The organism is Galbibacter kalidii, assembly GCF_026241135.1.
In the GTDB taxonomy this organism is placed as follows: Bacteria; Bacteroidota; Bacteroidia; order Flavobacteriales; family Flavobacteriaceae; genus Galbibacter.
The window spans coordinates 1-22,542 of sequence record NZ_JAPFGA010000014.1; the positions used below are offsets into that span (position 1 = coordinate 1).

General features: G+C 35.9%; 17 protein-coding genes. All 17 read right to left on the reverse strand.

Annotated features, from left to right (window positions below; all coding sequences use genetic code 11):
- The coding region (locus OOZ15_RS13930; RefSeq protein ID WP_265957037.1) for an IgGFc-binding protein at nucleotides 1–1,885 on the reverse strand (1,885 nt) is incomplete at its 3' end.
- Between the two features lie 1,347 nt (nucleotides 1,886–3,232).
- Nucleotides 3,233–3,718, reverse strand: coding sequence for a porin family protein (locus OOZ15_RS13935; RefSeq protein ID WP_265957038.1), 486 nt, complete (start codon nucleotides 3,716–3,718; stop codon nucleotides 3,233–3,235).
- 865 nt (nucleotides 3,719–4,583) lie between these two features.
- A complete protein-coding gene (locus OOZ15_RS13940) occupies nucleotides 4,584–5,039 on the reverse strand; it encodes a hypothetical protein (RefSeq protein WP_265957039.1) in 456 nt (151 codons plus the stop codon).
- 1,207 nt (nucleotides 5,040–6,246) lie between these two features.
- Nucleotides 6,247–8,289 carry a glycoside hydrolase family 172 protein gene (locus OOZ15_RS13945; protein WP_265957040.1) on the reverse strand — a complete coding sequence of 681 codons (2,043 nt, stop codon included), beginning with the start codon at nucleotides 8,287–8,289 and terminating at the stop codon, nucleotides 6,247–6,249.
- Between the two features lie 686 nt (nucleotides 8,290–8,975).
- A complete protein-coding gene (locus tag OOZ15_RS13950) occupies nucleotides 8,976–9,836 on the reverse strand; it encodes a nucleotidyl transferase AbiEii/AbiGii toxin family protein (protein ID WP_265957041.1) in 861 nt (286 codons plus the stop codon).
- Nucleotides 9,837–10,640 (reverse strand): type IV toxin-antitoxin system AbiEi family antitoxin domain-containing protein, encoded by an 804-nt coding sequence (locus OOZ15_RS13955; RefSeq protein ID WP_265957042.1) that lies wholly within the window; start codon nucleotides 10,638–10,640, stop codon nucleotides 9,837–9,839.
- 263 nt (nucleotides 10,641–10,903) lie between these two features.
- Nucleotides 10,904–11,626, reverse strand: a complete 723-nt coding sequence (locus tag OOZ15_RS13960) for a glycosyltransferase family protein (protein ID WP_265957043.1) — start codon at nucleotides 11,624–11,626, stop codon at nucleotides 10,904–10,906.
- A gap of 217 nt (nucleotides 11,627–11,843) precedes the next feature.
- Nucleotides 11,844–13,124 carry a hypothetical protein gene (locus tag OOZ15_RS13965; RefSeq protein ID WP_265957044.1) on the reverse strand — a complete coding sequence of 427 codons (1,281 nt, stop codon included), beginning with the start codon at nucleotides 13,122–13,124 and terminating at the stop codon, nucleotides 11,844–11,846.
- 39 nt (nucleotides 13,125–13,163) lie between these two features.
- Nucleotides 13,164–14,252 (reverse strand): FRG domain-containing protein, encoded by a 1,089-nt coding sequence (locus OOZ15_RS13970; protein WP_265957045.1) that lies wholly within the window; start codon nucleotides 14,250–14,252, stop codon nucleotides 13,164–13,166.
- 210 nt (nucleotides 14,253–14,462) lie between these two features.
- Nucleotides 14,463–14,876: a hypothetical protein gene (locus OOZ15_RS13975; RefSeq protein WP_265957046.1), complete on the reverse strand. Its 414-nt coding sequence runs from the start codon at nucleotides 14,874–14,876 to the stop codon at nucleotides 14,463–14,465.
- 88 nt (nucleotides 14,877–14,964) lie between these two features.
- Nucleotides 14,965–15,762 carry a hypothetical protein gene (locus OOZ15_RS13980; protein ID WP_265957047.1) on the reverse strand — a complete coding sequence of 266 codons (798 nt, stop codon included), beginning with the start codon at nucleotides 15,760–15,762 and terminating at the stop codon, nucleotides 14,965–14,967.
- A gap of 15 nt (nucleotides 15,763–15,777) precedes the next feature.
- A complete protein-coding gene (locus tag OOZ15_RS13985) occupies nucleotides 15,778–16,299 on the reverse strand; it encodes a hypothetical protein (RefSeq protein WP_265957048.1) in 522 nt (173 codons plus the stop codon).
- Between the two features lie 142 nt (nucleotides 16,300–16,441).
- Nucleotides 16,442–16,585 (reverse strand): hypothetical protein, encoded by a 144-nt coding sequence (locus tag OOZ15_RS13990; RefSeq protein WP_265957049.1) that lies wholly within the window; start codon nucleotides 16,583–16,585, stop codon nucleotides 16,442–16,444.
- Nucleotides 16,586–16,708: 123 nt separating this feature from the next.
- Nucleotides 16,709–17,146 (reverse strand): hypothetical protein, encoded by a 438-nt coding sequence (locus OOZ15_RS13995; RefSeq protein WP_265957050.1) that lies wholly within the window; start codon nucleotides 17,144–17,146, stop codon nucleotides 16,709–16,711.
- 376 nt (nucleotides 17,147–17,522) lie between these two features.
- Entirely contained in the window at nucleotides 17,523–18,632 is a 1,110-nt protein-coding gene (locus OOZ15_RS14000; RefSeq protein WP_265957051.1) for a DUF4236 domain-containing protein, read from the reverse strand.
- A gap of 549 nt (nucleotides 18,633–19,181) precedes the next feature.
- The gene (locus OOZ15_RS14005; RefSeq protein ID WP_265957052.1) at nucleotides 19,182–20,924 is read right to left on the reverse strand and encodes a hypothetical protein; all 1,743 of its coding nucleotides are present in this window, start codon (nucleotides 20,922–20,924) and stop codon (nucleotides 19,182–19,184) included.
- 156 nt (nucleotides 20,925–21,080) lie between these two features.
- Nucleotides 21,081–22,373 carry an SEC-C metal-binding domain-containing protein gene (locus OOZ15_RS14010; RefSeq protein ID WP_265957053.1) on the reverse strand — a complete coding sequence of 431 codons (1,293 nt, stop codon included), beginning with the start codon at nucleotides 22,371–22,373 and terminating at the stop codon, nucleotides 21,081–21,083.
- Nucleotides 22,374–22,542: the final 169 nt, after the last annotated feature.

The following is a 22,542-nucleotide window of genomic DNA, read 5'->3' on the forward strand; positions in this document are numbered from 1 at the left end:
CGTTGCCCCCGGAGTCCAGCTCCACATAGGCCCCGTAGTACCACGTGTCGTGCGCCAGGGCCGTCCCCGGCGCCAAACGGTTGCCAGGGTCCGGCAGTACGCTGTCCTCCTCCGTCTGGTGGTCGTACCACACCAGCTCGTAGTCCGCCCCGGGGGCGATCAGCTCCTCCACCGAAAGGTCCGAAAGCGTCGGGCCGTCCTCCGCACAGAAGTCCTGGCGGCCCTCCCCCTCCGGGACAGGCACCGCGTCCACCGTTACCGTGTTCGACTGGACCGACTCGCAGCCGCCGATGTCGCCGATCACGTAATAGTCGCCACCGTCCGTCACCGCATAGGTCGGGCCGTCCGCACCCTCGATCTGTACGTTGTTGCGGAACCAGCGGTAACCGTCGAAAAGGTCGTCACCGACGTCCAATACCTGCGGCAGACAGGCCGCATCGTCGATGCGAAGGTTGATCGTCGGGGTGAAGCCCGAATAAAAACCGCCATAGCTTCCACGAAAATTTTCCCAACCATTTATACCGCAATACAGGTCCCGGGTGGACTCTACCAAAATATCTCCCGTTATGGCAGTTCCCCTTAACTTATAAGTAACATAGTTTTCTGTTCCGTCTATATGATGCCCGTTGATATCGTTGGTACCATAATTGGTAATGGTTCCCGCCGTCAAATAATCCTGTAAAGGGGCGCCGTTGATAAATAACTCGGCATCAGAACGGGTTGTGATATGTAATGCTGCAGTAAAGGCGGAACCTCTAATCTCGTCCACATTAGGAATCAATACCTTTCTTGGTACCGTACAGAGAAACGGAGGAACAACCCACCATCCCATTTCCGGAGAAGCACTAGTATCGGATGAAACCTGATACACATATGCCGGATTAGTGGTACGGACATACATGTTGTCGCTTGACGTGAAGTTTGATTGGTCCAACTTAATATATTCCCCTGCTTCCAAATCGGCAATAGGAGACACCTCGCCGTTGACAAAAACAAAGGTGTTATTGGTATGGGCATAAATGTAAACATATTCCCCAGTTGTCCCTGTTGCTTCCGACTTGTTGATTACATGTTCTGTCCCTATTTGAGAAACCGGGATGGCCTGATCAGCAAAAAGATCGTAAGCAGTATCTGTATCAGTTGCACGACCATGGTTCACCCCTGTGGTCAATACTATATCCTGATCGGCTTCTACAAGCGCCCCAAGCATTCCAATATCACTTCCGGTAAGCCCCGTGGTAGTACCCGTGGTAAGCATAGTATATGTTTCCCCTCTATCCAACGTGATGGTCTCCACATGACCTACAGGGATCGTATTTCCTCCATTAACCCCGATAATGGTACGTCCTGTCGTAAATCCGGATACATTGATGGTAGTACCGTCAACCGTGGCCATAATAGAAGCAAAATCACTTCGGTTCTGCCCATCTCGCATCAGGTCATGGACAGCCACCCGGAAGCTTCCCCCCAAGGCATTTGCACCTTTAGATACCACTATGTCCATCCAGTTTCCAGAAAGGAAAAGTTGACGGTAATCTACTGAAACAGGAAGATCGGATACAAGATGGTATCCCCGATCAGCTGTTACATTTCCCAGAGAAGCATCCTCGGTAATCATATCATTATTACCTACTCCCCCAAGATCATGTGTAATCCTTTGTCCCGCAGGAACTGTAAGTGTAGTGATGGCGGTTAAATCGGTTCCTCTAAATATTTGTACCGTAGCGTCGGTTGTATTTAGGTTTGTGATATTTACCTCTCCCCGATCATCAGTAGTATCGGATCTGGAAATAGGCGCCAACCAATGTTCTAAACTTCCCTGGGCTTGCACAGAAGCAACCCAGCCCAACAATAACACAAACAGTAATAGTAATTTTTTTAACATAATTGATCGTTTTAGATTCGTAATGAACAGGCATTAAACCTGAAAAAACCAAAATCAGGGACCATAATAAAACTACATCAACTTTAGCTGTGTTTCATCCACTATGTAACAAACGGTATAAACAATGAAACAAACGGATGGATTTTTTAAATAATGGTTATTGGTTATTGGTTGTTGGTTGTTAGTTGTTGGTTGTTGGTTGTTGGTTGTTGGTTGTTGGTTGTTGGTTGTTGGTTGTTGGGTTTTGAGGTTGAGAGGTAGAAGTAAGTCTTCAATTAAGATTGTTCATTCTTCATTAAAATCATCTACTTCTACTCTTTCTGTGTGCCACCCGGAGCGTAAAGAGGGTGTCTAAAAAGACTTTTTTGCACATATTGTCAGTCTGAGCTCCTGTGCTGAACATAGCTTCAGTATGTCGAAGACGATTTGATTTTCGCATTACATTACACTTCGACAGAGCCTGTACTGAGTTTATCGAAGTACTCAGTGTGACAAAGGTTTTCAAGTCTTTTTAGACACCCTCTAGCGATGGAGCCAGCCGGTGCATAGAAGTTTTTCGCCTCAATCAAAAAAACTTAAACAGAAAACAAGGGTTGTTAATTGACAGACCGTCTATATCCGGATATCGGAGGTGGTATCATATGAATTGTAAGAATCCATGGAAAAGAGCAAGCCCCACTTACTAAAGACTTGATAATCAAAAGTGCAAGAAGATTGTATTTAAACTTTATTGATGCTTTAGATATCAGCCTACAGTTGAAAAAAGTTAGTCTTGAGAGAAATAATAAATGCATACCTCTCGCAAAGTCGTAAAGAAACTACTATTATCCATCTATAATTAACCATAAATTTTAAGTGTATAACCAATTCTGTCCTAAATAAATTTTTATCTGTTCATTTTTTCCATTGATGAAAAAACGAACCAAAAAAATCTAGGCTGACGATAAAAACATAAGAAAATACTACGGAATCCCCAGCCACAGATAAAAATAACTCATTCCGCCTTCGGGCGGAACTCAAACAGATTTTTATCTTTAACCCACCGCTGCTTCCTTGATTTTCAATATTTTTATCGTAGGCCCGAACCAAACCACAAACGTTGAAATTTCATCAAAACCTCAGCAGATTCAGTATGTTTAAAAAATTCAATAAAAACGTTTTGGACGCTATTAGTGTATATCCCAAAAATTTTAAAAGGGTTCAAGAAACCCTCCTACAGAGGGCATAATTTTTTCTTGAACCCTTAGACTGTCCACTTTAACATTAAGAAGTAATTTAAAGTGTTCTTAATTAGCTATAAAAAATCATATCATAATTTGATTAATATGATTCCTGTTTATAATATTTTTACAGAAAGCGGTAGCCTAAACCAATAGTAAAGGTGTTTATATTAACATTATCAATATCCCGGATAATCTCAAAGCCGTAACGTGCCTCGGCAAAGAACTGTTCTGTGATATTAAAGCCTGCTCCGGCGGCCAAATCTATCCCAAACTTCCCATCACCCTCACCATCTTCAACTATCCAGTTAACTTGTGGACCTGCCTGGATATTGAACTTTTCAGAAACTTTATACTTGCCCATCACAGGAATATATATCGCATTGAGGTCATCAACAAAACTATAAAGAAGGGACGGCTCAATATCAAATTTATCATCCAAAACAAAATTGTAACCGGCTCCAACAAATAACCCTCCTTCACTTTCCGACCCAAAACCATCCACGTCAATATTCACTGAGTTGTAACCTGCTTTTACACTAAACCCTTCCTGTGCCCTGGAAACAAATACAACTCCCATAAAGGCCATAATAATTAATAGTAATTTTCTCATCTTTATATAAATTTAAGGTTTCATAAAAAGGTTTTATGAATTGAAAACATGCCCATTTACAAATACATTAACTTCATAAATAGGTGATACAATTTGACCTAAGCCAAATAAAACAGGTCATATCACAATCCACAAAACTAGTCCTGAAATTACATATACCCGCTCTATGGTGAGAGTGTAAAGTAATATTTAGCCACAACTACGATATATTCGGGAACATTATGAGCATGCCTGTATATAAATGCACCTTCTCGATTAACTAAACTACTATGGATTTTAACATAGGAACTCAGGTTATTTTATAAAAACATAGCTGTAGGTTTTATAGACATCTTTTTTGTAAATAGGGTCTTCACCTATCGATTGTTACATAATCCCTTACGAATATTACGTTAGGATTGGATAGAAAATCCATTTTAACCATTTTGCATCTGAACAAGAGGTTCACTGCAGCCCTTCGATACTTCGTCAATCCTTCGACAAGCTCAGGATGACATTGCTAAGTACAGCCCTTCGGCATACTGAAGCCATGTTCAGCACAGGAGCTCAGGATGACATTGCTCAGGGTGACATATCAAATTCACCAAGGGCTTTTTAGACAGCCTCTTTTTCGACAACTACTTAAAAATAAATACTCAAAAAATCTTTATTATAAGAAATGGCCCCACTCCCAAACTTTACAGCACATGGGCACTATAAGTTCATGTGCTGTATTATTTTGCCCCACCCAGCTTAGGCGGAAGTGGTGAATTCGGATACGAGCAAAGCGAACTGGCGAAGCAAACCCCGAGGCAGAGCCTCGAAGAATTCTTTAGATTGAATAATAAATATGGTTTCAATAGCTTTAAGCACTATACGATCGTTGTCAAATAACGATACTGGTTAAGATATCTAACCAACCTATAGGTTTTTCTTCTGAAGGTGTTTTCTTTTTATAAAACTTTGTGTTGATCATACCCAAGTAACTATCCAGTTCCTCCATGGATTCTTGATTAATCAGCGTTGTCCGGATGTATAATTTTTCTTTAGCTGTTTTTAAAATATATCTTCCTCTTGATTTTTTGACCTCGATGATTTCATGAAGTGCAATCATTTTAGGGGACAGGATGGAATTTTTAATTAGAAGGCCATTTTCTATAGTCAAATACAAGGAAGTGCTCTCAAAAATAAAATTTATCTGAAAATAAAGACCGGCAAGTATACATCCATAAATCAAAAAAGTATTAAAATTTTCATAAATACCTACAATTCCCAATAATAATAAAGAATTTCCTATAAATATTTGGAAAATAAGTCTGTATGTTTTATACCGGATCAGCATAGGTTGGCCATTTAAAGCGAGTATCCATAGCTAAAGATACAACTATTTGTATAAAAAAGGAGTTTTAAAGTAAAAAAAATATCCTCAGTAGAAAATTTATAAAAGAGGAAACAAATAATTTTAATGTCTTTTGACTTTCGAAAAATTCCTGTTAAGTGTAATTTTACCCCTTCTCGTATGTGTCTATATATCTCTCTTTTATATATGGTATCTCATGTTTATTCATATTAATTAATACGTAAATACTGTCATATATGAAAAAATCAGCCACCATCTACTTTTCACCACTTGCTTATTGTGTTGATGGTTATTGTATTCCTTTCTCTGCTATAGATTCCTTTATGAATTCTTTTGGTTTCCCTGCTATCATAATTCAGTGGAGATTATAATATCATTGTTTATAAAAACCAATTTATGGCAATTCTGACAGTCAATAGCATGAAACTAAAATTGATAAATGAGTTTAATATTAGAAATCATATGTGACCATTTCTTGTATTCTGTGTCTAAAAAATAAAGGAGCACTAACTAAAGAATTTCAGAAGGTATGAACATATTGATTTTTCTTGAGGGTTTGATATCAGTCATTTTATTGGTAATACTTTGTATGATGTGGCTGGATTATAGAAAATCCAAAATGGAATATAAAGAGTTTGATAAGATTGAAAGGGTAGATAGAGAAGACTTCAGACCGTTTAATTAATCTATTAAAATTTCTTGAAACTGACTATCCTCGAGGCATCCAGATAGCTATCGGGGTCGAGGAACTCTTTAGATTAAACATGGGGGGGCAGCTCTAGTCCTTTAAATTCTTATGGTTTCTTTACGAAAATATCTTTAAACATATCAAATACATCTTAATTCGCATCGAATATTACTTTGCTGTTTGTTTGTAATAAATGAAAGGGTATCTTTAGTCTAAAGAATAACTCAAATAGCAATATGGATAAATAAAGGCTCCAGTGGGTTGGATTCTTTGATTTTGAGTTGACCAAATAGGCGAGGACATTGGAGCCTTTTACTCCGTTTGCATTTTTTTATCCTTGAACTCTTAGGCATTGAATAATGTTTCTATTATATAATGATGCGCTTTTAATTATCTAGTAGAGGTTGTGAAAAATCCCAGCCACTGCCAGTTTGTAACTAATGGAAACCCTAGCATTTCACTCATCCTCACAACTCCTTTAAAAGGATATAAAATGTTGCATTATTGTTTCACCAACTTTATATAATCCAATTTCATGTTTTTCCCTTCATCAGCCGTTCCTATCCATTCGATTTTTAGGTTTTGAAGGCCCGGACTTATTTCTACCACTCCTAAGGTTACTTTTTCTGTAATTCCGGGATCTTTATCTGCCTGGAAATTAAGTTTGCCCAGTTCCTTTTTGTTTAATATGAAATGGAACCTTCCTCCATTTTTCGATTTGATAATGTTGGCTTCCACCAGATAACTTCCCTCTTCCGGCCATTCAAATCCGAGGTTTAATTCGTTCTCTTTTTGAGGCTTGGCATTCCATACTAAAACCTTGTGTCCGCTAACTTCTTTAAAAAGGTCTTCATGGGCCCAGGTATTGGTAGAAGCCCAGCCTCCGGAGTTTTCTTTGATTTTTAGGCTCTCCCCCTCGACGACGTCCTCTTCACGATAAACTTCATAGGGGGTTTCGTAGCCATATCTTTCCTCCACAGGAACTATTCCAAGGGGATCGGTCCCACCGGGTTCCAGATACCAATATACCACAGTTGCATACTGGGTGGGCCAATGATTAGGGAAATATTTCTCCAAATATCCATCAAATGATTTTTGGAAAGGAATATTATCAATAATATGCCAGCGGTTTACAGGTTGATATCCCATATTATCATTGTCCTGGGTCTGACTGTGAAAAGCGTGTTCAAAAACAGATGGAATACACCAGGCATATCCAAAATAATCTTCCGTGCCGGTTCCAAAGGTTGAAGGGAAATCTTCCCCATCTATAAAGAATTTTTCATCACCTTCACCCCACCAGTAATGTCCCGGACCTCCTAATGTGCAGCTTCCACCTTTTGGACTCCAAACCAGTAAGTGGGTTCCCACATACCTTCCTTTTCCTTTTGTTTCCAGTAGAGTCCAGTCCGGCCAACGTTCTTTCTCTAAAGGTTCAAGGTCACGATGCCATTTGGCGTGGAACCTACCAAGGTTTTCGGTCTCCTCCAAAGCTTCATGTACAATTTCCATTTCTATATCCAGAGCTTCTTCATATTCATTGTGGATCAGGATCTCGGCGCCATCGGCAAAAGGCATATACCAGTAACTGTACATCCATTCAGCAGTCATTCCCATTGGCAAAGTTCTGTACTCATTCCACCCGGGGGATGTCCCAAAAAAATCACCTAATGGTGACCATACTGCGGCTTCCTCTTCTCCATCCCATTTTATTTGCAGGACAGCCTTTCTTAAAATCTCTTCCAGTTTTGTACTGTCATTAATATTCACCCTCACCTTTAGGGAAGAAATAGCTCCGGCACCATTACGTTTAAACATTTGCTTTTTCTCTCCGGCAGCAACGGTTTCCGAAATTCGGGTTGTTTCACCTTCAGTTTTATACGGTAATTCTCCCATGTTTTCAGCAAACATCTTATTTACTTTTTCCAAAGCTCCTTTATCGGCCTCATCGGGGTTTGGGTCAAATGATCCTACTTTAGTACCCTCGGGAAAACTGATATAATTAAAGTGATAGTACTGACCCCATCCCGGTTCGGCCACTATCTTACAAGATTTTTGATAGGTGATAGGGATATAATTATTAAAGCCCCTGGCATTGGTTTCGTATACCAGTTCTGGGAAATCGAAAGCGGAAATACTTGGTTTAAAATAATCTATAAAGGGCTGGTCTATTAATGGTTGTTCCTTACCATCAATATATATTTTCACTTTGCCATCCCGCGGACTTGCAGACCAAATCCGGACTATTGCTCCGGGGCCTTCCATTTCTGCCAGAACCTCATTGTCTCCTTCTTTTCGAATATATTGGGGTTGAAATCCGTCATTATTGGCTTCCCAATTCAAAAATTCCCCTGTTTTGGGATCAATTTTACTTTTGCGGTCATAACTGGACCACATAGCACTCTCTTCACCGGGCTCAGGTAGTGTAGCCAAGGTTTTGAGATCTGTCAATCGTTCTACTACTTCAGGATATGTTATTTCCTTATCTCCCTTTTGACAGGAAAACAAAATAAAAACAACAGCTAAAAGACTTAATTTCTTCATAAAACTCTGTATCTCATTAAAATTAATAAGAAAAAGAGGATTCCTGAAGGGATGATGGTTTTTATTTATGGGGAAGCACTGATTAAAAAACCGGATTGGAGTGGAAATGTTTTTTTTGATTTGAGGTATTTGCCCTCGCGCCGGCTGGCTCCTTCACTAAAACAGTCCACCGGACTGTTTCTTAACGCTCGGCCCTCCTCTTTAGACGAACCTGCCTGCCGGCAAAGGCAGGGAGGGGAATGAATCCGCCAACGGCGGAGAAAGGGGTGTTTTGATAGCCCATGCTTTTTGGTTTTAGTAGCAAATGTTTGCTTTTATCCCCGTGGCTTGGGTTTTCAGAACCCTGACGCTTCGGTCAGGACAGGCCCTCCGTCTTCATACAATTCTTACCTATTCGGAAATCTGCTTCAATTCGCCCGCCAGCCATCTGGCCCGTCGCTAAAATAACCCACCGGGTTATTTTTTTACGCTCCGTCCTATCTAAAGGGAGGAGCTGTGTTTTTTGCTTTATTGTTTATTTATAGATTGCTTTACCTCACACACCAGCTCGCCTGCCTCTGAATAATCATACCCTTTTAAACGGATGCTACGCCTGTTGTGGTTGTTTGGGGTGTATTTGTTCTTTTTCTTTTTTTATTAATTCCAAATCCACTCAAAGTTTTTATGGACTTTTATTTACAATAAAATTATTTGCCATTGGGTAAATATGTTTTAATCTGTTTTGCTACTGTTCCTATAATCTCATCTGCCTCTGGTTGATCACCTTCTGTAATTTGATGTGCTACACTGGTTTTCCACGCTCGTTTTACGTTTATTAATTTAGATTCATCTATTAAATCCTCTGGGGATTGATACGCCAGATTTTTACGTTCCATTTTTTTAAGGAAAATAGGAAGAACCGTTTGCCAGTCTTCTTTGGTAAACTTTTTTGTTAAATGGTAAAGGTCGTAAAAATCTCTTGGGGCTGTGTATGACCGTTGTTTTAATGCCCTTAATTTTTCTGCTACCACTTCGGTAATGCTATAACAATTCCCTTTTTGATTGCCTGTTAACTCATCAGAATACGGATGCATAATTGACAGCGCCTCTGTGTCCAGCAACAACATCTCATCAGTACTGACTTCGAGTTTTATTTTGGTATGCCAACGATCGGGTGGCAATGGGCGTTGGTTTTTTGAATGATTGGCTCCCCAATATTTTATGTAAACCTGAAACCCTTTGGGTTCATCCTGAAATGTTAAGGGTTTGATTTTATCTACACTAAATTGTATTCCCGTATTAGCTTCGGTAATTCTGGCTATGCTTTGCAGCGTCTTTTGGTCTAATACAAAATTTTTATCCAAAGCCGTAAAATCCAAGTCTTCTGAAAACCGATAGTTTTCCATATAGCATTTGCGTAGACACGTTCCGCCTTTAAACACCAAATCGTCTTTGTAATGTGCTACAAAAACCGATAGAAAATGCCCCAACACATAGTCTTTATCTACCGTATCCGGTGGCACTTTCCATTCTTGAGCTTTTTTTACAATCTCTTTTTGTAGAATCATCTAATATTCATTTTGTGCCATTTGTAATAGGTTTTCTTTACTTGTGTTTAAGCGTAATTTCCATTCGCTTACAAACTCACCTTTTTCTATACCCCCTGCATCTATTAAGTTGTATCGCTTATTTACCTGTGTTTTTGCATAATTAATAAAACTTTGTAGTTTTTCTTTATGAAATAAGGTTGCTAAATACCCCATCCGTTTTATCAGGGCTATATTATTATAGGATTTTGTGTATTCTATTAGTTTATTATTGGTTAGTTTGGATGTAGCGAAAGCCTTTATTAAGTCTGCAAAACCACCTGCATAACGAGGTTGGTCAAAACAATCTACCAAGGTCATTTCCATATCGGTTATGGAAAAGCTGTCGTCACCGTATCCTTCCTGAATAGCACCTATATTTTTAGTTGATTTTACACTTACAAATTTTATGGTAGAACCCAATATTTGTGTCTCCCTTTTGCGTTGTGTGGTTTTTACAAATATTGTATTAGGAAATCGTTCTGTTAGCCCGTGATAGTATAAAGCGGACCAATAGGCAATACTACTGTTCTGGCTTATAAAAGTTGCCAATACGTTTACATTGTTATAATTAGGTTTAGCATACACCCCTCGCTCTATACGTACTAATAATTCTTTTTGGTAAAGGTTTTCTACCAACTCATTAACGTTGTTGGCTAGCTTTTCAGGAAGCTGTGAAGCCAAGTCCTTTAAATTAAAGTATAAGATTTCATAATCTTCCAAATACTTTAATAGCCCAATTTGGTTTTCGTTTAAACTTTCTGATATGTAGGTGCTTTTTGCCATTACCTTTTATGTTTCAACAGACCCTAAAAAATGGGGTCTATTGTTACACGAATGGTAAAGGTAATTTATTTGTTTTAAAAATCTCCACTTTTTATTAAAAAAGTACGGACGAATTGCGATTGGCATAATGATGTATTCGTGTAGGGCAACAGCCTTCTCAATTTGCCCGCGCGCCAGCTGGCTCCCCTCTTCAGAGGAAGAGGGGTGGCTCAGCTCAGGAACTGAGGTGAGACGGGGTGTTTTGATAGCCCATGCTTTTGGTTTTAGCAGCAAATGTTTGCTTTTATCCCGGAGACTTTGGTATACTCCGGGGCGGTGGCGCCATAGACACTTTTGACGTATTTTTTTACATCCAAGGCGATGTCGTACAGGCCGGTGTCCTCGGCATACAACAACTCGTTTCGCTCTATAAGTGCGGCGTTGAGCTCGGCTTCGGTTTGGTCTACGGCTTTGGTGCTTTCCACCATGGCTGTTTGATAGTTTTTTACTTCTTCCAATTTTAGCTCTTCTATATTGGGATTGTAGTTGGGTATGTTTTCCAACAGTTGTATCAATTTTGAAAAATTGTCTGCTAATTGTGTAAAGGATTGACGGGAAGTCGAAATCGTGACGGTCTCCACCTCTATTTCCTCTTCGCTGTCCTTCTTTATCTGCCTTTTGCCCTGAATCAGGTTGTTTAAGGACTTGGCCTGGGCAAAATCTCCTTCGGAAAGGTTCAGGATGTCCAGTTGGTTGATGATCCTTGTGGTGGTTGGCCTTAGGTCTTCATAGGCGTCCTGTCTGGCGTGAATGGCTTTTTTGTTGGTAGCGCGTTTTTCCTCCACCTTGTTTAAGACTTCCGTTGCCTTGGTGTACAATTGTTTGAGGTTTTCCGTTTTTAACACCTCTACTGCGGGGTTGTACGCTCCAAATACAGAAATTTGTTCAATCATTTTCTGTAGGTTGGCCACATTTATGGCATGGCCGGTTTCATAAGTTTGACTCATAATATATTATATTTTATAGTTATAGGATATAAATATATAGTATATAATGTTAATTTTCTGTGAAGAAGTTATTTTATCTTGTTAAATAGTGATTATAATAAGAAAACAAAACCTCTTTAAGGTTTAAAATTAAAGATTGGAAATTTGTTTTATTGGGTTTGTTGGAATGTTGACCCGCAAAGTCGGGAGACTTTGCGGAGCGGGTGCTTAGTACTTTTTATGTTCTTGGCCTGGCAACTTGACACACTTTAAACGTTTTAATTAATTGACCAATTTTCAAAACAGAATTATAAATGTCAAGTGTTTTATTTAAAAAATCTATATACTTTATTTGGTATTCTTCATCAGGTCTACGAGTTATTGGGTAGTAACTGATAATCTGTGTATTACTATCTACTTTCGTTTTAAAATGATTAATTCCATTGCGCAGTTTATTATCAAATGAGTTAACATATAAATCTTTTGGAATAGGGTCACTAGAAAGAATTAAAATATCAAGTCTATTTCCGTGATTTAATGCTTGAAAAGTTGATGCATCAGTTACATTTCTCGGTGTTCCGGCAGGTATATTATTTTGATTACCTCTCTCAAATAAGTTTTGTAATCTGAAGATTATATGACTTGTTCTTCCAATAAATTCAAAGCAATCACAGTAAAAGCTTTTAATTTTATTGAATTCTTGTGTTCCAGCAAAACTATCACTAGTTGTCTCTTTATTATATGCATAATATAAATTATCTTTAATCTTTGAAAATTGAATATTTAATAAACTGATTTCACTTCTTAATTTATTTATTTCTTCTTCTGTTACTATGTCTAAGTAAATAGTTTTGAAGTCTGTATTATTGATGTATTCTTCATTAAAAACCTTATCGTTTAGCCATTCTACAAATTGTGTGTGATTTTCAAAATCTATCCAAGGATATACAAGAAAATTAAGAACAAGAAAATATAATTGTTGATAGTCTAAATCGTGTTTACAATCAAAGATTTTTGAAGGATGTGTTTTTCCAATAATTCTCTTTGATAATTTTACTATTAGCGGTTTGTTCCAATTAGCGTATGCCTTATTTAAATCTTGAAAATTTTCCCAATCTTCATCATTGTGGAATTTTCTTTGGTCTTTTACTTGTTTTAATTTTTCTAACTTTCTAGGTGGCATACGCATAGTAGCCATATGAGTTTTATGTGGTGTTGTACTTGGTTTTTCCGTTGGCAGAGTATCACTAAACTCATAAAAATAATCTCCTTTGTCAAATTCTCCGTTGATAAGATTTCCTTTAATTACTTTGAAATCCCACGATGCCTTTTTAAAGTCAACAGTCAGTTCTGAATTTAGTAAGGATGAGCAATTTGGACATTCAAAGCTAATAGGAAGCTTTTCTTTTTCGGGTATTTGGACTCTAAGGTTAGTAACCTTTTCACAATTATTACATTCAATATGAAATCTTGTCCACATTTTTTTGGTATTAAGCACAACGGTTTGTGTATGGTGCATATCCCGCAGGGTATACACTATACATCGTGTTATGGGCTTTTATTTTATTTCTTTATTTAATTGTTGCAAAATCTCAATATTTCTCATTAATTCTTGATTTGAAATAGTTGTTGGTTTATGAACAACACTATTTCTAAACATTCTCATATAGTCAAACTCTTTGAGTAATCCATATTGCTCCTCTTCATTTCTCATTAGTGCATTTATAGCATTTCTAACATTGTGAACTTCCCTTTTATGTTTACGTGCTTTTCTTAAAATCTCTTGTTCTAACTCAGTCCATAATTGCAAGAATGTGCCTAAATTGGCTGGAGCTATTTCTGAACGTAATTCTAATTCTATCTCTTTACAAATTTCCTCGATTCTGTCGTTTTTAGGATAAAGTGCATTTTCTGGTATCCTGTCAAAATCTTTACCCCAAAAACTATCATTGTTAGGAATTTCAATTTTTGCGATTAAGCGGCTATTTAAATCAAGCTCTCCTTTGTATTCGTATTCGTTTGTAATGTCGTCAGTACCTACTAAAAAACCTTCTTGAAAGTAAGGTCTTAATGCTTGCGGTGGCGTAATACTTAAAAGCCTAATATTAACTAAATCGTGTTCTGAATTAGTTGAGATTCTATTTGAGTAATATGGTAAACCAAGAACGTATACAAATGCAGTCTCCTGGTCGTTTTTGTATTGAGCAAAAGAGCAGGCCACACGCAATGATTGAGTAATATCAATCAACGGGGTCTCGGTTACCTCATAATGTTGTAAAACACTCCATTGAATGAGCTTTTTTCTTCGAAATTCTGCTAACCCATCAACTTTATGCTTCTTAAAAAGATCAACTAATATTTTACTTGCACTATATAATTTATCAAATCGATAATCTAATTCTTGCTGTGTTAAATGTTCCCCACGATATATAGTTGGATAAAAAGTAGATTTATTTGCTTTGTTCCTATAGTCATTTTTCTGACCTCGAAAGAAAAGTAAATGGTCTTTATTCAAATATGAGAGTTTTGCAACTTGTTCGACTAATTCTCGGTAATTATTTACTGGAAACCCTGCATCTTTACCAACATCTTTTGGAGTAGTATGCTTGTAAAGTTCACTTGTTAATCTACCGTAAATTTGTCTCACTTATTGTTCTTGTTTTAATTATTTTTATGTGTAATAACCCAACATACCCCTATTAAAAATCGAGATATAAACAGGCTTTATATCTTTTTATTCCTCCCCGAAAATAATCAAATTTATGGGAAGTATCCTTGTAAGGTCCCGTAAAATGGGATGTTTATTATTTTTAAAATTTACAGGCTTGTGCAACAACTACCATTATTGTAGCACGTTTTATTTTCTTCGCGTAATTGCAAACATTGATATTTTTAAAGGGCAGTCCATAAATTTTTCGGTATTCAGCGAAATATCACCTTCCGACAATACCTTGTTGATTTTCCCTTTTATGTCCTCTTTATCTATTAATTTAATTCCATTATTGTCTAGTTGACCTATGAAACCACGTACTACACTTCTAACAGTTGGCTCAATTATCATAGAGTTCAGTTCCTCTTTTGATTCTACCAAACAATCTTGATTTTCCACTTGTTCAAATTCCACTGTGTATCCAATATTAAAATCAACAGGATTTTCATTTACATTAAGAGCGGTTACTTCGATGGCTGAAAGAAACTGTCCTTCGAATTCATTTTTAGATTTGCAGTTAAACAAAATCAATAGGATGAATAAAGGTATAATTTTTTTCATTTCGTAAGTTTTAAATGTGCTACAATGGTCTCGTATACCCGGACTGCAAATCCGCATTATCGAGGGGTTTGTCATTATCTTTATTGTTTTACTTCTGTGTATTTGGTTGTTTAGCTATAACTTCCTTAAAATCTTTTATCGATTCATTATTTATTTCCCTCCAATTTTCCACACTTGCCATTACGATTAAAGCATTTTCATCTTGAATGTCTGAAATTATATCAAACTCTTTTGGGATTGATTGTTTATTTGTATAAGTGTAAACTATAAAATCAACCAAAAAGAGCCCGAATGCATTTTCACCTATTTGATAAGTTGAAAAAGGACCTCTTGAGAATTCGTTTTTAACCTTGCACTTAAAAAAATAAGAATCTAAACCTGTATCGTCTTGTATTTCATTAAAGTTATTTATTAACCCTGAATGCGAAATAAATAAATTTGCATCCAGTATCCCTCTTAATTTTTCTTCATAAGATTCTGGGAGTTTATATTTTTCAAACAGAAAATGATTTGATATGCTTGCCCTCCAAACCAATGAGTAATTAAATAGTTTTAACGCATTATAAGATACTTTGAAACACTCCAAAATACTGTTGACACCACCTGAGTGAACCTTGAATTTATCTTTCTCGTTAGTATAATTATGTATGCTTGTTAGTTTCCTGGCAAAATAGGTCTCAAGTCTTTCAAATCGTTTTTCACAGTTTGAACAAAAAATAAAATCTTCTTTTGGGATACTTTGTATTTTGCTTTGTTTCCCGGTGATGTCAATTTGAATACCATGCCTTGGCTTAGCCTCAAAAAGTCTTTCTCCCATGAATTTTGGTATGATATGGGAATTTTTTTTATCGGCTTCTGCTTTTAAACAAAGTTTACATTTTGGCATCACCTATTTTTTTAACTATTTCGATTTATCCAATTTGATTTTAACTTCCTTGTTGCTAGTGTTTTTATAAGTTAAAAACCATTTGGAATTATATATTCGTTCAATGTCTTTATCGAGTGAGACAGATAGAATAAAGCTTTTAATTTCCTTTGGGTTTAAATTTAAGACCCTAAGCTTTCCAGTTTGCGTAGCAAAATTGGTTATATCGTTCACTTCATTATTGTACATCTTAATCACTAATTCTTTCCCGTTCTCAAAAGGACGAAATTTGATGCCACGCATTATCTTTCTTGAATATTCTGATGAATTAAATATATCCAACTTAACTCTTATAGCTAACTTTTCAGTTTCATTTGTTATAGAGTTCATGGACTTGAAACCTCCGGACGAGTTTCTTTTTAAAAAAGAATAATCTACTTCGTTGACAAACACCTTTATTTTACCCAGCCTTGCTATCCTATTTAGTAAAGCCCCTAAGACTACCCCTAGTAAAGTACCGACGACTCCTATTAAAGCTGAAAAATTATCTTCTATCAATTTTGTTATAGTCTGTAGCATTATATTTCTATTATTCCACCGTTTCTTTTTTCTCCTCAACCCTAACCCGCGTCATTATAGCAATAAGCAAGTTTTTTAACGACTCTAATATTTGATTTTCAATAATATTGTCCATAATCATTTACTTCTTAGGCTTTGACTTTTCCGATGTAGGAGTTTTAGATGCTTGAAATTGAGTTGATGGATGTTTAGGGGGCTTTGAAATAGTTCTTCCAAGCCCCACTGCCTTTCCTTTTTTCCCTTTAGGTTTATTGCCCTTTGCCATTACTATTTTTTTGGAGGTGTTTGTGACGGTTTTGAAAGGGGTGGTTTTGGAACCGTTCGTCCTTTATTTGCTCCATCCCGTCCCGGATTTGATGGATTTGTTTTCGGTCTTGAATTGCCTTTTTTAGCCATGTTTACTTAAATTTAAAATCGAAAAAATTAGAATTAAAAGAATGCCTAGCCCCAATAAAATAATGGAAGCCAAGTTTAAAATTGATATTTTATTATTTCGTCTGTCTATGTTGCACGATAGTTTTTCATAGGAAATATTGCTATCTAAATCCTGAACTGTTTTTTCATTATATCGACTGGAAAGGTAATGAGACAAAAGATTAACAAATAAAGTAATGGCTAAAGCAATCCAACCGGTTGCTATTATCCATAAACTAATGGACTTTTCTAAAGGTGAAATTTTGTCAAAAAATGTCATGGTTAACCCCAAAGCTCCTGAAGAGATATAGGTTATGTACTTTTCAAAATCATCATCACTTTTGCTTTTTTCTTCAAGAATAGACCTTCTATATTCTTTCCACTCGTTAATTTCTTCTTCGGATTTTTCCATATTATCCAACTTCAAACACACCAATTGCTTTGGCAGTTTAAATCAGTTAAATTTAGTTAAATCATAAAAATACTACGTAACCAAAACAATACCACCCTGTTTTTCAAAAAGTTATTATCGTGTTTTTAACAAGTGTTTAGACAGATAAATTGGGGGTAGTGGAATTGAGAATGGTGGGCTTACAGACTTCTCACCTATTCATCTCTCTACGAGTTAAAAACTTGCGAGAGCGGGGGCAACGGTTGACAATATGGCCAGTAAGGGATTTCGGGATTTTTTCCTATCAGGGTACACGAATCTTTGAAGCGGGCTACAAACCTTTGTATACTGCTGAAACCCTTATTGGCTATATTGTGTGTTGCCACCATGTGCTTTTTTATTTGATTATTTCTCGATATTGAATCATTGCCTGTGCGAACTTTTTCGACTTTTCATAACTGCTCAAAGAGTAGGCTTCATTCAGTCCTGTCTTGCTTGTCAGCTCGATTTCTCCGTATTGGCAAATCGGTATTTCATAGTTGTCCTTGAACCTTTTGTCAGGAGTGCCATTCTTATTGACTTTTGCCCATGTTTTGTCAACAACAGCAGCGTCTTTTGGAACCCTTTCCTCCTCTATGAAACGCTGTCCATGAAAATTAAAGTCTAATTCTCTGATGTCAACAAGACCGAATTTCTTGTGAGCGTCAACAATGGCAACAAATGCAGGATAGATGTATAAGTCTCCACCGTTAGCGTTCTCAAAGTGTAAAGCGTCATACTTGGATTTAATGATATCTATGTTTCCAAATCCAAATTTTACTGGTCTGCGAGTAACTGCTGTTGAAGCGGCTGAACGTGTTGTTTTTTGGTCAACCGCAACGGAGGATGTTATATCCCATATTTTCTCACAGGACAGTAATGTTTTGTAGTTTTCAAGTAAAGCGAGATATTTCTTGTCAAACTGTTCGTCAACGTCCATGTCTATATTAACGAAACAGTTTTCAAGCTGCTTTTTCAAGTCCTCTAAATATTCCTTTTTGTCTTTTTTGTTCTCCTTGAACCACTTAATGAAAAAGCCAAATATGAGAATGTAAGAGAAGACCATTAAAACTGTTGCAAATGTCAGTTTGCTTTTCGCTTTGATTATCTCTTTTTTGAGGTCGTTCCTTTCTTGGTAGCAATCAAGTAGAGTTTTCTTAAGTTCTTGCAGTCCTGCCGTTGTTGTCGCTTCTGCATGGTCTGTCTTGATAGCTCCAATTTCTTCATTTGAATACGTTTCTACAGGTGTTCCTGAGTCGGTTAATGGAGTTGTCTGTTTACCTTTCTTTCCTCCACCGATTTTCTGTCGGTCATAAATTCCTGTCCCAGGAATACCTGTGTTTAAATATGCTCCCTGTTTTCCAAGATTGATACTTGCTCCGGGCACTCCTATTGTCGTACTGATACCTGATTTGCTGAAGTTCAGATATACTCCGGGAAATAGTTTGGCTTTTCTTCTAAATCTCATGGTTTCTTATTTTATGCATTGGTGGCAACTTGATTATATACGCACTCTAATACCGTATATCTATATAAAAAGTCGAGATATATGTAGACTTTATATCTTTTTGTTTCCCCTGCAAATAATAAAACTCATTTCAATATTCCATACGGGATTCCGTAAAACGGGACTATTTATTTCCTTCTAAAGTATATTTTTCTGCCTAAAAGGAGAGTTTTTGTTGAGGTTTGGGGTTTCTTACCCATGCGCCAGCTGGCTCCATCGCTAAAAAGGTACACTGGACATTTTCTTTACGCTCTGTCCTGTTGTGAAAAGGGGGAAATCCGAAGTCAGGTTAGAATTGAAAGTTTTATATAGAATTTATCTTGCTTGCCATATCGCCACAAGTTAAAAACTCGCGGGAGCGGGGATCTTATAAAATGGTTTTTAAGGCCGCTTAATTACTCCAAGATTCTATACTGTTAAAAAACAAAACTGCCTTAAAAGGCAGCTATGGACGGCAATATTTTATTAATTATAGGCTTGTGCAACGGTTACCATTGTTGGGCATAGTTTTTAGTTTATTTCTTTTATAATTTTCTTTATCGTGAGATTCTCAAGTTTGCCTGAAATAGCGTCATCATTATTCTTGTAGTGCATTCCATCGTTATAAATTATTCCTAAAAGATAATATGTTTCGGGAATATCAATCCCTTTACTTTCGGCATATTTAAGTTTTTCTGATGTTCTATGTGTGAGAAGAAATTCTTGCTTAAAATCGATATCACCTATTTGGTCGTAAGCATATCTTTCAACTTTTTTTCTGATGAAACAACAAACAGCAAATGGGTCATACTCTTTCTCATCATTGGTGTATTTTTCGAACTCTTCGCTTAAATATACATCAAAAACGGAAGAATCTCCCCAAGTAGGCTTTAAATTTAAAGCTTCAAATTCTGGTCGAATGTTAATTGAATTTGAGTGATAGTGTAAATGATATTTTGATAAATTATCTTCAATTGTAGAATCTTCTCGATTAAGTAAGATTTTTTTGAAATGGGGATTTATTTGGGCTTCTTTTTTATCAATAAAATGAACTTTTTGCTTACTAAACGTAAAGTTTTTGAAGAAAAGAGGATTAAGGTGAGTTAAAATTAAAGGATAAAACTTTTTTCCTTTGCTTTTCATTTTTTCAATTAATTGAGTTATATAATACTGAACTGCAATTAGGTTAGCATCATCCAAATAGTCGAAAACTTCATCGATAATCAGAATGCAATTTTCTTTTTCAAGACTTAGTTCTGCTTTTTTTAATAGTGCTATAAAGCACATAACGTCTCTTTGACCATTAGAAATGAAAACTGTTTTTGGTACAGATATAATAAGTTTCCCATCCTTTTCCACTGGTTTGAAATCTTGCCAACTTGAATTAAAATCCTTAAAAACTTTATTGTATTTTGATTTCTCTAACTCATATATTTTTCTCTTGCAAGCAGATTTAAATTGATTTTGGTCTCTGTTGAAATCTATAGAAAGTTGTATAGCTGTTAGATAGTTATCTGCTTCAGTATCATAACCTAAATCAAAAGTAGATATAAAATTTGCGAGATTAGATAGATTATTAGTTGCATTCAAAAAGTCAAGTTCATTGTTGTCAATCCATTCTCTTAATCTATCTGCTGTATCATTTTGGGCATTAACTCTTTCAATAAAAGCTGAAATTCTATTTTGGAAAGTTTGTCCATTAATCCTTTGCAATGTTAAAAAATGTGAACTAAGCTTTTTTATAAATTTCTTGTTTTGATATAAGGCAGAAATATTTCTTAAAACTTTACCATTTGCTCCAAATTCTGCTTTTTGATTGTTTACAGAATATTCAAAATTTATATTTTCGGGTATTGAGTTTATAAGAATTATAGGTGGTGTTTCAAGAGATGCAGAAGCAATTACATTTCCACCTATTCTATTCTTTTTTGCCTTTGCAAAAAGTTGGTTGTTTATTACAAACCAATCAAAAGTTGGTCTGAATTGATTTGAATTTTCATCAGCTACTAAAGTGGTTTGGTTAACACCATTGTCTGAAAATGTTAATTCAATAACTGGTTTATTATTTTCATCTTTTTGATAGAAATCGTTTTTTTCTAAAACAATTTTTGTCGGACGAAGTCTATTAAATGCTGTAGCCAATGAACTTTTTCCAAAACCATTTGGTGCTACTAAAATATTGGGTTTGTTTGGTCTTAATTCAAACTCATATGTCGAATTAGCAGTATTGTTGCCTATACCTTTAATATTAGTTATCTGAATTCTTTCAATCATTTAGTTTAAATTATGCCCAACGGTTTGAATATGGGGCGTTTGGCATGTCAAAGCTCCATTCTATCAAACTGCTATATATTTTATTAATTGTACTCATTCCAAGATTTAGCACTATCCGCCAAATGACTTATATTTTTTGTTGTGTTTAGTTCATTATCAGGACTCTTCAAATACATACCTTTCCGAGAATTCATGTAATTTTTTTCTATACTCATCTATCTCTTTTTGTTTATTCTCTACAATCGACAAAACGCCTGTTTTTCCACTTTCCAGTAATTCTTCATGCAGTATTCTATAATTTAAAAGAATCGTCAAAAGTTCATCATGTGTTTTTTTCTTTTGAACAGGAACAACAACACTTTTAATTTTTTCTTCTTTATCTTTTATATGGTTTATAAGACCTTGAAGATTTGTCACCGATTTTGTAAGCTTCAATTGCTGGTTTGTTTCGTTAAGCACCTCTGGATCAGAATATGGTAAGTCTGGTTTTGGAAGCATAATTTCTTTTAATTGTATTTTCCAGTTATCTATTAAGTAAGTCGGTATTATTCCTGGATATTTGTCAGTTATTCCAAGAAGCATAAACTCATATATTATTTTAAGCCTATCCAAATGAATTACAGAAACATCTCGATTGTGAGCTTCCTCTCTTCTAATCTCATTTAACTCACCAATAAAGTTTTCAAACTCAATCTTATTTGCAAATAAATCAGAAAAGTCTTTCCAGTTCGTGAAGATTATTTTCTTTAACTGTAGAATAAATGTATACTCTATCAGAACATTACCATTTTCAATTTCTTCACCAAATTGATTTTCATAAGTTCCTTTGATATTTTCAAAGAGCTTCTTGCCTAATGATAATTTAAACCAATCTGGACCGTGCTTTGATGACAATCTATCTATAATAACTTTCCTTAGTGCATTTTCAATATCAGAAATTTGTCGTTTAGCAATTGCTAATCTGTAATCTTCTGTATTTTCTTGAAATATTGTAGATTTCATCCAATCAATTGCTTTCCCATTCCCAATCAAAGCCGCAGATTCCTTTGATGAAATAGCGTACATTATTTCAATATCTGATTTATCGTATGCTCTAACAGCATAATAATCAAGTCGAATATTCTTGAATGAATCATCCTTAAAAAAACCATGAAGAGCTCCCATTACAGAACTAATCTCAGCTTTAATATCTATTGAATTCTCCGCTTCTGCATAAAATTGACATTCTAATGTTTTTCCATTAAGTAACTTAATTTGCTTTACAGAAATATTTGAAACCTCACTGTTAACGGAATTAATATTTTTAAAGCCCATTTCCAGAAATGATATGATTTCATCTACCGAGAATTCCTTTTGGGGAACATCTGATGTTGAATCATTTTTCATACAGCACTTTTTGTATTTTAATCCACTCCCACATGGGCAAATATCATTTCTTCCAATTTTCATTTAGCAGAATGTTTCTCTGGATTAAACACAACTTGTTTATATCCCCATATTATTACTGTTTATCCCAATAATTTGGCTGGATATGCACAGGTTTTATCTGTTTTACTTCTCTCCGCAAATAACCAAATCCATTTTAATATTTCATACGGGATTCCGTAAAGCAGGGACG

Coding starts and splice junctions, on each gene's coding strand:
- OOZ15_RS13935 (WP_265957038.1), bottom strand. CDS start 3,718: ATGAGAAAATTACTATTAATTATTATGGCCTTTATGGGAGTTGTATTT.
- OOZ15_RS13940 (WP_265957039.1), bottom strand. CDS start 5,039: ATGCTGATCCGGTATAAAACATACAGACTTATTTTCCAAATATTTATA.
- OOZ15_RS13945 (WP_265957040.1), bottom strand. CDS start 8,289: ATGAAGAAATTAAGTCTTTTAGCTGTTGTTTTTATTTTGTTTTCCTGT.
- OOZ15_RS13950 (WP_265957041.1), bottom strand. CDS start 9,836: ATGATTCTACAAAAAGAGATTGTAAAAAAAGCTCAAGAATGGAAAGTG.
- OOZ15_RS13955 (WP_265957042.1), bottom strand. CDS start 10,640: ATGGCAAAAAGCACCTACATATCAGAAAGTTTAAACGAAAACCAAATT.
- OOZ15_RS13960 (WP_265957043.1), bottom strand. CDS start 11,626: ATGAGTCAAACTTATGAAACCGGCCATGCCATAAATGTGGCCAACCTA.
- OOZ15_RS13965 (WP_265957044.1), bottom strand. CDS start 13,124: ATGCACCATACACAAACCGTTGTGCTTAATACCAAAAAAATGTGGACA.
- OOZ15_RS13975 (WP_265957046.1), bottom strand. CDS start 14,876: ATGAAAAAAATTATACCTTTATTCATCCTATTGATTTTGTTTAACTGC.
- OOZ15_RS13980 (WP_265957047.1), bottom strand. CDS start 15,762: ATGCCAAAATGTAAACTTTGTTTAAAAGCAGAAGCCGATAAAAAAAAT.
- OOZ15_RS13990 (WP_265957049.1), bottom strand. CDS start 16,585: ATGGCAAAGGGCAATAAACCTAAAGGGAAAAAAGGAAAGGCAGTGGGG.
- OOZ15_RS13995 (WP_265957050.1), bottom strand. CDS start 17,146: ATGGAAAAATCCGAAGAAGAAATTAACGAGTGGAAAGAATATAGAAGG.
- OOZ15_RS14000 (WP_265957051.1), bottom strand. CDS start 18,632: ATGAGATTTAGAAGAAAAGCCAAACTATTTCCCGGAGTATATCTGAAC.
- OOZ15_RS14005 (WP_265957052.1), bottom strand. CDS start 20,924: ATGATTGAAAGAATTCAGATAACTAATATTAAAGGTATAGGCAACAAT.
- OOZ15_RS14010 (WP_265957053.1), bottom strand. CDS start 22,373: ATGAAAATTGGAAGAAATGATATTTGCCCATGTGGGAGTGGATTAAAA.